Genomic DNA, 11,686 nt, shown 5'->3' on the forward strand with positions numbered 1-11,686 from the left:
ACCCATCCTAGGTCGGGGTCGGATGACGGGCGTGGACCACCTGGCGGGCCTTATTGCTTGTTCAGCGATCACATCATTTCGGACTGCGGATTTCCGCGATTCCGTCGCATGATTGCGGCGTTGAAACGCATTTTGATCAACAGTTCATATTGGAGGAAACGATGTCCGCATCGGGTGCATTGATTGAGAAGAAGGTGAAGGCCTTTGCCACCGGCATGGAGGCGCGGATGACCGCGCTGAGGGATGCCAAGGTCAAGGAAATCGACAAGCGGCTGGCGGCGGAGGCCAAGAAGGTGGAGAAATCCGGCAAGGCCGATCGGAAGGCAAAGAAGGGCGGTGCCAAGGCGGCGGAGGCGCCGAAGGGCGAGGATATGGTGGTGAAGCTCACCTTCACCATGTCGAAGAGTGGGGCGACCCAGGGGCGCACGGGCAAGCAGCAGGCGCTGGAAGTGGCGGAAGGGGACAGCTGGACCTGCGCGGGCAGTCACATGAACGACAGCGCGCGGCACATCAACATGTACACCCACGGGCCGGGTAAGACCGGCAAGAAGTACATGGTTGATCCCAAGAAGGCCTTCGGGACGAAGGATGAGCATATCTGCAACGTCGCCACCTTCCAGAAGGAATGGGAAGCGGAGATGAAAAAGCAGGACCTGCGCAATCATGGGGGCGGAAAGGGCTATGGCCACGGCGACGATTATCACCTTGAGCTGCCGAATTCGCGTATTCCCAAGACCGATCCAGAATGCGTGGCCTGCGCCGATGAATACTGCCGGCTGGTCGTGATGGAGGGGTACGACAACAACACCAAGTTCGAGAAGGCCTGGGCGGCGGCGATCAAGGCACCGATGGCGAAGTACCTGAAGGAAAAAGAAAAGCTCGAGAACGCCAAGCGGATCGAAGAACTGAAGAAAATGGTATTCGGCGGCAAAGTCTCGGCCAGCGGGAAGTTCTTCAGCAAGGTGAAGGACAGCAAGAAGGCCGCAATCGCCGTGAAGGGCAGCATCCTGCCGCCGCCCGATATCGTCAAGGAAGCGGGACGTGCGATGCCGCTGGTCCTGCCGCTGGTGGGGGTGCCGAAGGTCAAGACCTTTACCAACGTGACCTTCACCGGCGTGGTGGTGCTGCATTTTCTGAGGTACGAGCATCTGACACAGACCTTCCTCAAGGAGGTCCGTTTCGAATGCGTCGCATCCCTGAAAGGGCTGTTGAGCTATGCGGCCACGGCCTCGGCCAGCGGGAGCGTGAACATCAATCTGGGCAAGGGGCCCGATCCCACCGGGACCGTGGTGATCGAGTATTCCGTGGATGGATTGGGGCCGGACGATCACGCAGGCCAGATCGTTTTCGACATCAAGGGGATTAAGTCGAAGATCTGAAAGGCGACTTAGTCCGGCATCGGATAGCCGCGCAGCCGCAAAAACAGGCTCTCCTCGTCGTTGTTCTTGAAGAAGGGCACGCTGTCCGGGGGCGTGCGGTCGCGGGCGCGGGCCTCGACCTCGGCGAGGACCACTTCGGTGATGAAGGGCATGTCGAAGGAGCGGGCCTCGGAGAGGGGCACCCATTGGAGGTGGGAGAGTTCATCGCAGGCGGCGTCGAAATCGTCGAGGTCGGTGGCGATGTCGTCGGCGTCTACCAGGAAGAAGCGCGCGTCGAAACGGCGGGGGCGGCCCGGCGGCGTCAGCGCGCGGAAGGTGAATTGCAGGGGCGATGCGTGCGGCACGTGGCCGGTGGCAGCGAAGCTTTCCCAGTCGGGGGGCGGGGCGATGTCCCAGGTGCCGGGGCGACCGAGGATGAGGCCGGTTTCCTCCCATAACTCGCGGATGGCGGCGACGGCGAGGGCGTGGGCGAGGCCGGTATCGGCGTCCTCGGCCAGCCGGTTGGCGCAGGTTTCAGGCAAAGGCTCGGCCAGTGGAATGTCGGCGTCGGCAGCATCGACGGCACCGCCCGGAAAGACGAACTTGTTGGGCATGAAGGCGGCCTTGGCCCCGCGCTGGCCCATCAGGATGCGGGGGGCTTCGAAACGGTCGCGCAGCACGATCACGGTGGCGGCGTTGCGGATTTGGCTTTTGTCGATGGTCATGCCTGTCCTCGGGTCTGCTTGGACCGAAGGTGGCTCAGGTGCCGCGCGCGAAGCCGCCCAGCTCTTTGGCCCATTGGAAACCGATCATGGCCCCCTTCAGTCTTGGCAGAAGGTAGAGGGAGAGGCCGACGCAGCCAACCGCAAAAATGGTGAAAAGCGTCAAAGGCTCGGGGCGCCAGGTGACGAAAACCCAGTGCAGCAGCGGCGCCATGAGGTGACCGACGAAGAGGATCGTGAGGTAGGCGGGGCCGTCGTCGGCCCGGTGGTGGAAGAATTCCTGGCGGCAGACGGCGCAGTCGTCGTTCACCTTGAGATAACCATGAAGCAGCGGGCCGGAACCGCAGCGGGGGCATTTGCCGCGCCATCCGCGCAGCATGGCCGAGAGGCGCGAGCGATCGGCCTCCACCTCTTGGGCGGGCATCTGCAGGTCTGCGGCATCGGGGTGTTTGGTCATGGGGTCCGCCTTTGGCTGGTATCCACATGCGCGCTTGGTGCCGAAAAATCTAGGGTAAAGCAGGCTGTTGCGGCGCGATGTCGCAAAATACTGCATTTTTTGCGACGGAAAGGGCGGGCTCGTCCGTTTGAGGATCATCTGGCCCCGCTGACGGGGTGAGCCAAGAACAGGAGAGACAGATGTCGAAAGCAGATACGATGAGGATCGCCCTTTTGTCCGCGCTGATCGCGTTGGGGGGTGTCGCCGCCTCGGCCAAGACGCACGGTGGCGGGCCGATGTTCGAGGAGATCGACGCCAACGGCGACGGGCAGGTGACGCAGGAGGAAATGCCTGCGCACCGGGCGGCGCGTTTTGCCGAAGCTGACGCTGACGGCGATGGCTTTGTGACCGCAGAAGAGATGATGGAGGCGCGCAGTGACCGGCACGCGGCACGGATGATCGAACGGTTCGATGCCGATGGCAACGGCGAGCTGAGCGCGGCGGAGCTTGAAGCGGCGGCGGACGCGCGGATGGGTCGGCGTGCGGAGCGGATGATGGAGCGGATGGACGCGAACGACGACGGCAAGCTGTCGCTGGACGAGATGAGCGCACGCCACGATCCCGCGCGCATGTTCGACAGACTGGATACCGACAAGAACGGCAGCCTGAGTGCCGAGGAATTCGCCGAGGCCCGCAAGCATCGCGGCGGGTGGGGCCATCGCCGGGGCGATTGAGCCCGAGTGGCAGAGGGCTGGACGCTTGTCTTGGACGTCCGCCCCGGCTAGCCAGAATGGAGATGTCGCGTTCCCTGACCCCCGACGAGGCCTTCGAGGAGGCCGCGCTCTTGCGCCGCTACGCGGAGGGCGAGCCCGCGGCGGCGCGGCTGTTGGCACAACGGCTGACGCCGCGGGTCTATGGCCATGCCCTGAGGGTGCTGGGCAATCCTGCCGAGGCCGAGGACGTCGCACAGGAGGCGATGATGCGGTTGTGGCGCATCGCGCCGGAGTGGCGGACGGGCGAGGCTCGGGTGACGACATGGCTTTACCGGGTGGTCGCCAACCTGTGTACCGACCGGCTGCGCGCGCGGGAGACCGCGCCGCTTGATGCGGTGGCGGAACCGGAGGACGGGCAACCATCGGCAGAGGCGCGATTGCAGCAGGTGGCGCGGGTCGATGCGCTGCAGGCGGCGCTGGATACCCTGCCGGACCGGCAGCGGCAGGCGGTGGTGCTGAGGCATATCGAGGGCTTGGCCAACCCCGAGATCGCCGCCATTCTCGAGATCGGGGTCGAGGCGGTGGAAAGCCTGACGGCACGGGGAAAACGCGCTTTGAAACAGGCGCTTGACGGACAGCGGGACGCATTGGGGTTTGAGGATGATGGATAGGAAACACGACAGCTTAGACCGGCTGGAGGCGCTTTTCGAGGTCGCGCGGGCACGCCCGCCCGAGGTGCCGGGGGCGCTGATGGCGCGGGTGCTGGCCGATGCCGGGGCGCTACAGCCCAAAGCGCGTGCAGCGGGCTGGCGCGGCTGGATCGCGGCGCTGGGCGGGATGCCTGCGCTGGGCGGTCTGGTCACGGCGACCTGCGTGGGGTTCTGGCTGGGGGTGGCGCCGCCCGAGGGGCTGCCGGATCTGGCGGCAGCGGTGCTTGGCGGCGACGCGCTGGCAGAGGAGGCGCTGGATGCGCCGGGGCTCAGCGGTTTTGGCTGGGACATCGGGGAAGGATAGGATCATGGCGGAGGACCGGAAACCATCGGGCACGGGGCGCGCGCTGAAATGGGCGCTGGCGCTGTCGCTGGCCCTGAATCTGCTGATCGTGGGCTTTGCCGCAGGCGCGGCATGGCGGTTCGCGGGCAAGGAAGGCGAGCATCGGCGCTGGGGGCCGGATCGGGGCATTTCCGGCGCACCTTTCGTGCGGGCGCTGCCGCGCGATGCGCGGCGCGCGCTGGGCCGGGCGATGCACGACGATCTGGGGGGCCTGCCGCCGCGCGGGGCACGGCACGCGCTTTACGGGCAGATGGTGGCGGCGCTGCGGGCAGAACCTTTCGATGAGGGCGCGGTGGCGGATATCCTGCGCACCCAGGCCGACACGGCGCAGGCCTTGCAGGGGGCGGCACAGCAGGCCTGGCTCAGGATCGTGTCGGAGATGAGCGCGGTGGAGCGGGCGGAGGTTGCAGACCGGCTTGAGGAAGGGTTGCGGCGGCACCGCGAGAGAGGTTTGCAGCGGCCTTAGGCCCGTCGCGGGGTATCTTGCCGAGGACGTGAGCACGGGGTAGGGACGCGCGGAGCGTTGCGGAGGGAACCCCCTTGGAATTCGAAGACGAGAACGAAGTTCTGGCCACGGTGCGGGCCTCTATGGGGCGGCGCGTGCTGGGCGTGGTCTCGCTTGGCTTTCTGGGCGTGCTGCTGATCTATATCGCCTTCGTGGAGCCGCCCGCCTTCGGCTGGCAGATTTTCCTGCTTGCGGTCGGCGTCTCGGCGCTGTGGTGCATGGAGGCGATGCGGCGGGCGACGGCGTCGGTCGTGGAGCTGACGCCCAAGGAGTTGCGCGACGCCGATGGCACGGTGATTGCGCGGGTCGAGGATATCGTGTCGATGGACCGGGGCTTTTTCGCGTTCAAGCCGTCGAACGGGTTTCTGCTCAAGACCAGAACCGGAGACAGCCGCCAGTGGCGGCCGGGGCTGTGGTGGCGCATGGGGCGGCGGATCGGGATCGGGGGCATGACGCCCGGTTCCCAGACGAAGTACATGTCGGAAATCCTCGCCGCGATGATGGCGACGCGCGATACCGGGGGCTGAGACGCCCCCGATTGTCAGTTACACTGATCCCAGCAAACGCGGGGCGCGAAGCGCGGGCGCGTGAAGATGAAGTTGCGGATCTCGCGCTGCTCGAGCCCGGTCTGGAAGGGCGGATCGTATTCGGCCCAGGTCTCGACCAGGACCACGCGTTCGCCGTCGGGCATGACCGGGAGCTTGGTGGCCCAGCTTTGCACGTCTTCATTGGCCAGCTCGGGGCGCGGACCGCGCACCTTGGACCAGTCGCGGTAGAAGCGGTCGTCCTGCTGGTTCCAGACCAGCGAGGTGACGCGCAGGGCGCTGTCGCCGGTGGCGTTCGACAGGTACTGGAACAACTGATACTGGCCCGTGAGGTAGGCGTCATCGATCGGTGCCGTCTCGCGCGAGATTGCGTCGCCGATGGTGAAGGCGGCACGCTGGTTGATACTGTAGGTCCGGTAGGTCTCGAAGATCGAGAAGACCGACAGGAAGGTCCAGAACATGATCGGCATGATGATCATCGCCTCGATGGCGATGGTCCCGTCGTCACGCCGCGCAAACCCGGCAAGAAAACTCTTTATCCTAGCGACATACATCAGCCTGGCTCCTGTACGAAGGCAGCAATGGAGATCATGCGGGCCTGGCCTGAGCCATCTTTCTCGAAGGCTTTGCCGAGACCGCTGGTGGGATAGACGGGATCGAACTTCACGCAGGCGCGCAGCAGCATCATCTCGTTCTGCTCGCCCAGGGCGAAGCCGCGTACCGGCAGGATCGGTTCGGAGGTGTCGACGCAATCGGCACTCTGGTCGAAGGCGGCGAACTGGCGCGGATTGACCCGAACCATCTCGAGCCGCAGGGTGCTGTCGCAGTTTTCCAGCCAGCCCGAGTTGTCGCAGACCATCTGCTTGATGTCGTCATGCGTGTATCCGGCGTTCGTGTTCAGGCGCACAAAGCGGACCGCCATGTCGAGGCCACGGTCGAGATACATCTGGCGCATGGAATAGACACCCATCTCGACAGCCATCAGGAAGGCGCTGAACAGAAGCGGCACGAAGATGCAGAATTCGATCAGCAGGATCGCCCCATCCTCGTTCCGGCGGAACCGGCCCAGTCTATTGCGTATGCGAGTGATCATTGGATGAGCCGCAGCTGATTGATCTGGCGCGCAATGGCCGAGAAGGCCTTGGAAATCTCCACGCCCTCGACGCGGAAGAAGTGGCTGGACGAGGAGGCGCAGTTGCGCATCACGTCAGCACCGTGGTCGGTCACCTCGAAGCCGATCGACCAGATCAGGATTTTCTTTTCTTTCGCGGCGTCGCAGATGTTGGCCAGCAGTGTGTCACCCTGGGCGGCGGTGTACATCTGTTCGTAGAAACGCCACCGGTGGTGCGGGCTGACGTAGTAGTTGATGTAGAACTGCAGGTTGTAGTTCGCCCAGTGGGTCACCTCGGACGCAGAGTTGTAGTATTTCTGCGGAATGCGGTAGGACCTGTCGTTCTGCCCATCCGTCATCAGGATGACCGTCTTGAGCGTCTCGACATCCGAATAGGCCGCCGGACGGTTGGAGAACGCGGCATCCACGACGCCCTGACCGGCAAGGGTATTGACGATGTCGTTCGTGCTGGGGTCGAGCAGTGCCACGCCCCACTTCATCCCGAGGAAGATCGAGGTGCCGGCGCGCGGCATGAATTGGTCGATCTGGGCCTTGATGGCAATCGGATCCTGGCTGAGCGGCGTGATCCGCTCGTAGCTCTGACGCGGGCAAACGGTGTCGTACCGCGTGTTCAGCAGGTTGCCCGATTCATTCGAGTAGAAGTTCCACTGGAAGTGCTGCATCTGGAAGTAGTTGCGGTTGTCGTTCAGGTAGGTCTTGTCGAACTCGTGGTCCTGAATCTCGACACAGTGGGAGTAGTTGTGGGTCGGGTTCACCGGGTTGATGTTCAACAGGTTCATGATATCCGGCCCGACGTTCACATGCTCGGAATAGGGCACCACGTTCACAGAGATGAGGTTCTGGTTCGCCGGATCGAGAACGGTGTCCACGAATTCCTTGGCCGCATTCTGCAGGTTCAGCATCTTGTTGTTGTCTGCCATGGAGCCCGAGATATCGAGCACCAGGGAAATCTCGACCTTGTTCACCTTCTCCTCGGCGCTGGAGTAGGCGGGTACGCGCAGGGTTTGCACGCCAAGGTAATCCATGAATTGCGTGTTGACCGTGGCTTCTGCATCCACCGTTACCTTGCGGTAGTTCAGCCCCTCGTCCACGATCACTTCGGAGACGAAATTGGCCATGCCGGACTTGGCGAAATAGTCGCGTACGACCGCTTCGGGCGCGAGGGTCTGGTCGAGGTCGGCGGCGGCGAGCACCGCGCGGTCGGCCACCGCCTGAATGCGGGTGCGTTCCATCTCGTGGCGCATCATGTCGACGCCGATGCCGCCGATCATCACCATGCAGACGACCATGAAGGCGGCGAAGATCGTCACCATGCCGTCCTCGTTGCGGGCAAAGTCGCGACAGAGGGCGCGCAGATCGCTGATCCCGGGCATTGCGTTGCGTGTGTCATTCGTCATCTTCGTTTCCCTTTCCGGTCGGTGCGCAGCGGGCGCATGCCGACGCTTTGGGCGGATTCTCGCTTGGGATCCTTGTCGCCCCGGAACGTGACTGAATTGAGGCAAATCATTGTCGAATAATGGCATTTTGGTTGTTTTTAGAGCCGTAATGAAGCCGAATTGAGGCGGCTGTTTCGGCTTTGGCGACAAAGGTGCCGGTTCGATCCGATTCGTACCCGAGACCGATATTTCCGCGTTAACGATTAAGAAAGTCGCACTCGGTGAATTGAGCCGTTAGGGTGGCGGAAGGCTGCCGAGCCGAAAGCGAGTCGTCGTTTTCATTTGACCGCGCCGGTTGCGGCCACCGATCGAAGACAGGAGAACCCGATGCAGCCCCCCAACGAGCCGAGTTTCCGCGAGAGTGTGGACATCATGTTCAACCGCGCCGTGGCGCTGATGGACCTGCCGCCGGGGCTGGAGGAGAAGATCCGCGTCTGCAACGCCACCTACACGGTGCGCTTTGGCGTGCGGCTGCGCGGCAAGATCGAGACCTTTACCGGTTACCGTTCCGTGCATTCAGAACATATGGAGCCCGTCAAGGGCGGCATCCGCTACGCGATGGCCGTGAACCAGGACGAGGTGGAGGCGCTGGCGGCGCTGATGACCTACAAATGCGCTTTGGTGGACGCGCCCTTTGGTGGGTCGAAGGGCGGGCTTTGCATCGATCCGCGGGAATGGAATGAGCATGAGCTGGAACAGATCACCCGGCGCTTTGCCTATGAGCTGATCAAGCGCGACATGATCAACCCCGCGCAGAACGTGCCCGCGCCCGACATGGGCACCGCCGAGCGCGAGATGGCCTGGATCGCCGACCAATACAAGCGGATGAACACCACAGACATCAACGGCGTGGCCTGTGTCACGGGCAAGCCGACCCACGCGGGCGGCATCCAGGGGCGCACGGAGGCTACGGGGCGCGGGGTGCAATACGCGCTGCATGCGTTCTTTCGCGATCCGGAAGGGATGAAGAAGGCGGGGCTGTCTGGAACGCTTGAGGGCAAGCGGGTGATCATTCAGGGGCTTGGCAACGTGGGCTATCACGCGGCGAAGTTCCTGAGCGAGGAGGACGGTTGCCTGATCACCGCAATTATCGAGCGGGATGGGGCGCTGCACAACGAAGCGGGTCTGAACGTGGAGGCGGTGCATCAGTGGATCGCCAAGCACGGGACGATCAAGGGCTTTCCGGATGCGCATATGCATACCGAGGGCGCGTCCTTGCTGGAGGAGGCGTGCGACATCCTCATTCCGGCGGCGCTGGAGGGAGTGATTAACCTCAGCAACGCGGAGCGCATCAAGGCGCCGCTGATCGTGGAGGCCGCCAACGGGCCGGTGACGGCGGGAGCGGATGAGATCCTGCGCCGCAAGGGGACGGTGATCATCCCCGACATGTATGCCAACGCGGGCGGCGTGACGGTGTCCTATTTCGAATGGGTCAAGAACTTGAGCCACATCCGTTTCGGCCGGATGCAGCGGCGGCAGGAGGAGACGCGCCACAAACTGATCATCGACGAGCTGGAGCGGCTGAGTGCCGACAGCGGCATCGGCTGGCAGCTGAGCCCGAACTTCAAGGAGAAGTACCTGCGCGGGGCGGGCGAGCTGGAGCTGGTGCGCTCGGGTCTCGATGACACGATGTCGACGGCTTACGAGGCGATGGCGCAGGTCTGGCACGGGCGGGACGACGTGGAGGATTTGCGGACGGCGGCCTACCTCGTGTCGATCAACAAGGTGGCGGCGAGTTACAAGGCCAAGGGGCTCTGACGGATGGGGGCGCGGTTTTTGCGCCCCTTTTCGGTTTTCTTGAATAGATGCCCGATCGCAGGCGGACAGGGGTGCGGCGGCGCGCTATGCCTCAGCCATGATGTTCGATTTACCAGATGATGACGCCCTCTATGACGCGCTGATCGCACGGGATGCGGGCTTTGACGGGCGCGCCTGGGTGGGGGTGACCTCGACGGGCGTGTTCTGTCGGCTAACCTGTGCGGCGAGGAAGCCCAAGCGGGAGAACTGCGTGTTCTTCGACTCGATTGGCGGATGTATCGAGGCGGGGTTCCGGGCCTGCCTAAAGTGTCACCCGATGGGACCGGCGGCGGAGAGCGATCCGGTGGTCGGTCGCTTGTTGGCGGCGTTGCGGGATGAGCCGGGGCGGCGCTGGCTGGAGAGCGATGTCGCGGCGATGGGGGTGGACCCTTCGACGGCGCGGCGGGCGTTCAAGCGGCATTTCGGGATGACGTTTCTTGAGATGGCGCGGCTGGAGCGGTTGCGGATGGGCGCGGCGGCGCTGCCCGAGGGCGGCCGGGTGATCGATGCGCAGATGGAGGCGTCTTACGACAGCCCGGCGGCCTTCCGGGCGGCTTTTGGCAAGTGGCTGGGGCTGGCGCCAGGGAAATTCGTGAAGGATGCGCTGCTGCGCGCCGATTGGATCGAGACGAAGCTGGGGCCGATGATCGCGGTAAGCGACGCGCGGGCGGTGCATCTGCTGGAGTTCGCGGAGCGCAAGGCTTTGCCGGGGGAATTGAAGCGGCTCTATGCGGCGGCGAAGGGGTCGCTGGGGTTCGGTCGGTTTGCTGTGACGGACCAGATCGAGGCGGAGACGGCGGCGTTCATGGCGGGGCGGTCAGCGCGGTTCGAGACGACGCTCGCGCCGCTGGGCACGGCCTTTCAGCAGGAGGTCTGGCGGGCGCTGCGGAGGATTCCGGCGGGGGAGACGCGAAGCTATGCCGAGGTCGCGCGGACGATCGGACGGCCTGAGGCGACGCGGGCGGTGGCGCGGGCGAACGGGGCCAATCCGGTTGCGATTGCGATCCCCTGTCACAGGGTGATCGGGGCGGACGGGTCGCTGACAGGTTACGGCGGCGGGCTGTGGCGCAAGCAGGCGTTGATTGAACTGGAGCGCGGATACGCGCGGATGAGGCAGGGAGTTGAGTGATGGATCAGGTGGAGAAGTGTCAGGCGTTTCGGGCGTTGCATGTGAAGGGGGCACCTCTGGTGCTTTGGAACATCTGGGATGCGGGATCGGCGAAGGCGGTGGCGGAGGCGGGGGCCCGGGCCGTGGCCACGGGAAGTTGGGCGGTGGCGGCGGCGCAGGGGTTTGCGGATGGTGAGGCCTTGCCCATGGAGGATGCCCTGCGCGTGGCGGGGCAGGTGGTGGGCGCGGTCGATGTGCCGGTGAGCGTGGATTTCGAAGGGGGCTATGCGGTGTCGCCGGAGGCTGTGGCGGAGAACGTCGGCCGGTTGATCGGGACCGGAGTTGCGGGGCTGAATTTCGAGGATCGGGTTGTGGGCGGCGACGGCTTGCATGGGATCGCGGAGCAGGCGGCGCGGATTGCGGCGGTGCGTGGTGCGGCGGAGCGGATGGGGGCGCCGCTGTTCATCAACGCGCGGACGGATGTGTTCTTTGGCGGGCGCGAGGGGGCGCATGAGGATTTGATGGGGGAGGCGCTGGAGCGGGCGCTGGCTTACGGCGAAGCCGGGGCGGATGGGCTCTTCGTGCCGGGTCTTGCAGACGCCGGCCTCATCGCCGGGGTTTGCGCGGGGCAGGATTTGCCGGTCAACGTGATGCGGATGGATATGGGTGTGTCCGTGGAAAGCCTTGCCGCGGCGGGCGTGGCGCGGGTGAGCCACGGGCCTGCGCCCTATCTCGCGGCGATGCAGGCGCTGACAGAAGCGGCCATGGTCTGAACGGGGCGAGGTCGCAAGCGGGACAGCTTATGGCGCGGCACGCCAACTGAGGGAAATTGCGCATTGATACTCCTGACCGGGACGGCTTGAATGGCTGTGACGAACCGG

At 64.4% G+C, this 11,686-nt stretch carries 14 protein-coding genes; 9 read left to right on the plus strand and 5 right to left on the minus strand.

What is annotated here, in order from left to right; all coding sequences use genetic code 11:
• The first annotated feature begins 161 nt into the window (after positions 1-161).
• Positions 162-1,379 (plus strand): hypothetical protein, encoded by a 1,218-nt coding sequence (locus AB2B41_RS07390; RefSeq protein ID WP_367877124.1) that lies wholly within the window; start codon positions 162-164, stop codon positions 1,377-1,379.
• An 8-nt stretch (positions 1,380-1,387) separates the two neighbouring features.
• Here the strand turns inward: AB2B41_RS07390 and AB2B41_RS07395 are convergent, their stop codons facing one another.
• Together AB2B41_RS07395 and AB2B41_RS07400 are read right to left on the minus strand one after the other, a co-directional pair.
• A complete protein-coding gene (locus AB2B41_RS07395) occupies positions 1,388-2,083 on the minus strand; it encodes an NUDIX hydrolase (protein WP_367877125.1) in 696 nt (231 codons plus the stop codon).
• Positions 2,084-2,117: 34 nt separating this feature from the next.
• Entirely contained in the window at positions 2,118-2,504 is a 387-nt protein-coding gene (locus AB2B41_RS07400) for a DUF983 domain-containing protein (RefSeq protein ID WP_367877207.1), read from the minus strand.
• Between the two features lie 212 nt (positions 2,505-2,716).
• Between AB2B41_RS07400 and AB2B41_RS07405 the strand changes: the two genes are divergently transcribed.
• From AB2B41_RS07405 to AB2B41_RS07425, 5 genes are all read left to right on the plus strand, one after another.
• Positions 2,717-3,250 (plus strand): EF-hand domain-containing protein, encoded by a 534-nt coding sequence (locus AB2B41_RS07405; RefSeq protein ID WP_367877126.1) that lies wholly within the window; start codon positions 2,717-2,719, stop codon positions 3,248-3,250.
• 56 nt (positions 3,251-3,306) lie between these two features.
• Positions 3,307-3,900 carry an RNA polymerase sigma factor gene (locus AB2B41_RS07410; protein WP_367877127.1) on the plus strand — a complete coding sequence of 198 codons (594 nt, stop codon included), beginning with the start codon at positions 3,307-3,309 and terminating at the stop codon, positions 3,898-3,900.
• Positions 3,893-4,243: a hypothetical protein gene (locus AB2B41_RS07415; RefSeq protein WP_367877128.1), complete on the plus strand. Its 351-nt coding sequence runs from the start codon at positions 3,893-3,895 to the stop codon at positions 4,241-4,243. The genes AB2B41_RS07410 and AB2B41_RS07415 overlap by 8 nt, the downstream gene beginning before the upstream one ends.
• Positions 4,244-4,247: 4 nt before the next feature.
• Complete coding sequence (locus AB2B41_RS07420; protein ID WP_367877129.1) at positions 4,248-4,748, plus strand: periplasmic heavy metal sensor; 501 nt, start codon at positions 4,248-4,250, stop codon at positions 4,746-4,748.
• Positions 4,749-4,870: 122 nt separating this feature from the next.
• On the plus strand, positions 4,871-5,314 hold the full coding sequence (locus AB2B41_RS07425) for a hypothetical protein (RefSeq protein ID WP_367877208.1): 444 nt from the start codon (positions 4,871-4,873) through the stop codon (positions 5,312-5,314).
• Between the two features lie 14 nt (positions 5,315-5,328).
• Here the strand turns inward: AB2B41_RS07425 and AB2B41_RS07430 are convergent, their stop codons facing one another.
• The 3 genes from AB2B41_RS07430 to AB2B41_RS07440 are packed head-to-tail and all read right to left on the minus strand — an operon-like array spanning position 5,329 to position 7,861.
• Complete coding sequence (locus AB2B41_RS07430) at positions 5,329-5,886, minus strand: TadE/TadG family type IV pilus assembly protein (protein WP_367877130.1); 558 nt, start codon at positions 5,884-5,886, stop codon at positions 5,329-5,331.
• Positions 5,886-6,425 (minus strand): TadE/TadG family type IV pilus assembly protein, encoded by a 540-nt coding sequence (locus AB2B41_RS07435; protein ID WP_367877131.1) that lies wholly within the window; start codon positions 6,423-6,425, stop codon positions 5,886-5,888. Before AB2B41_RS07435 ends, AB2B41_RS07430 begins: the two co-directional genes overlap by 1 nt.
• The gene (locus AB2B41_RS07440) at positions 6,422-7,861 is read right to left on the minus strand and encodes a pilus assembly protein TadG-related protein (protein ID WP_367877132.1); all 1,440 of its coding nucleotides are present in this window, start codon (positions 7,859-7,861) and stop codon (positions 6,422-6,424) included. Before AB2B41_RS07440 ends, AB2B41_RS07435 begins: the two co-directional genes overlap by 4 nt.
• Positions 7,862-8,227: 366 nt before the next feature.
• Here AB2B41_RS07440 and AB2B41_RS07445 point away from each other — a divergent pair, with 366 nt between their 5' ends.
• From AB2B41_RS07445 to AB2B41_RS07455, 3 genes are all read left to right on the plus strand, one after another.
• Positions 8,228-9,658: a Glu/Leu/Phe/Val family dehydrogenase gene (locus tag AB2B41_RS07445; RefSeq protein WP_367877133.1), complete on the plus strand. Its 1,431-nt coding sequence runs from the start codon at positions 8,228-8,230 to the stop codon at positions 9,656-9,658.
• Positions 9,659-9,755: 97 nt separating this feature from the next.
• A complete protein-coding gene (locus tag AB2B41_RS07450; protein ID WP_367877134.1) occupies positions 9,756-10,826 on the plus strand; it encodes a bifunctional transcriptional activator/DNA repair enzyme AdaA in 1,071 nt (356 codons plus the stop codon).
• Positions 10,826-11,578, plus strand: a complete 753-nt coding sequence (locus AB2B41_RS07455; RefSeq protein WP_367877135.1) for an isocitrate lyase/PEP mutase family protein — start codon at positions 10,826-10,828, stop codon at positions 11,576-11,578. Before AB2B41_RS07450 ends, AB2B41_RS07455 begins: the two co-directional genes overlap by 1 nt.
• Positions 11,579-11,686 lie beyond the last annotated feature (108 nt).

This window comes from Sulfitobacter sediminis, from assembly GCF_040811725.1.
Lineage (GTDB): Bacteria > Pseudomonadota > Alphaproteobacteria > Rhodobacterales > Rhodobacteraceae > Sulfitobacter > Sulfitobacter sediminis.

What these genes read in the sequence shown, in the direction of transcription:
- AB2B41_RS07390 (WP_367877124.1), top strand. Translation starts at nt 162, where the DNA reads ATGTCCGCATCGGGTGCATTGATTGAGAAGAAGGTGAAGGCCTTTGCC.
- AB2B41_RS07395 (WP_367877125.1), bottom strand. Translation starts at nt 2,083, where the DNA reads ATGACCATCGACAAAAGCCAAATCCGCAACGCCGCCACCGTGATCGTG.
- AB2B41_RS07400 (WP_367877207.1), bottom strand. Translation starts at nt 2,504, where the DNA reads ATGCCCGCCCAAGAGGTGGAGGCCGATCGCTCGCGCCTCTCGGCCATG.
- AB2B41_RS07405 (WP_367877126.1), top strand. Translation starts at nt 2,717, where the DNA reads ATGTCGAAAGCAGATACGATGAGGATCGCCCTTTTGTCCGCGCTGATC.
- AB2B41_RS07410 (WP_367877127.1), top strand. Translation starts at nt 3,307, where the DNA reads ATGGAGATGTCGCGTTCCCTGACCCCCGACGAGGCCTTCGAGGAGGCC.
- AB2B41_RS07415 (WP_367877128.1), top strand. Translation starts at nt 3,893, where the DNA reads ATGGATAGGAAACACGACAGCTTAGACCGGCTGGAGGCGCTTTTCGAG.
- AB2B41_RS07420 (WP_367877129.1), top strand. Translation starts at nt 4,248, where the DNA reads ATGGCGGAGGACCGGAAACCATCGGGCACGGGGCGCGCGCTGAAATGG.
- AB2B41_RS07425 (WP_367877208.1), top strand. Translation starts at nt 4,871, where the DNA reads ATGGGGCGGCGCGTGCTGGGCGTGGTCTCGCTTGGCTTTCTGGGCGTG.
- AB2B41_RS07430 (WP_367877130.1), bottom strand. Translation starts at nt 5,886, where the DNA reads ATGTATGTCGCTAGGATAAAGAGTTTTCTTGCCGGGTTTGCGCGGCGT.
- AB2B41_RS07435 (WP_367877131.1), bottom strand. Translation starts at nt 6,425, where the DNA reads ATGATCACTCGCATACGCAATAGACTGGGCCGGTTCCGCCGGAACGAG.
- AB2B41_RS07440 (WP_367877132.1), bottom strand. Translation starts at nt 7,861, where the DNA reads ATGACGAATGACACACGCAACGCAATGCCCGGGATCAGCGATCTGCGC.
- AB2B41_RS07445 (WP_367877133.1), top strand. Translation starts at nt 8,228, where the DNA reads ATGCAGCCCCCCAACGAGCCGAGTTTCCGCGAGAGTGTGGACATCATG.
- AB2B41_RS07450 (WP_367877134.1), top strand. Translation starts at nt 9,756, where the DNA reads ATGATGTTCGATTTACCAGATGATGACGCCCTCTATGACGCGCTGATC.
- AB2B41_RS07455 (WP_367877135.1), top strand. Translation starts at nt 10,826, where the DNA reads ATGGATCAGGTGGAGAAGTGTCAGGCGTTTCGGGCGTTGCATGTGAAG.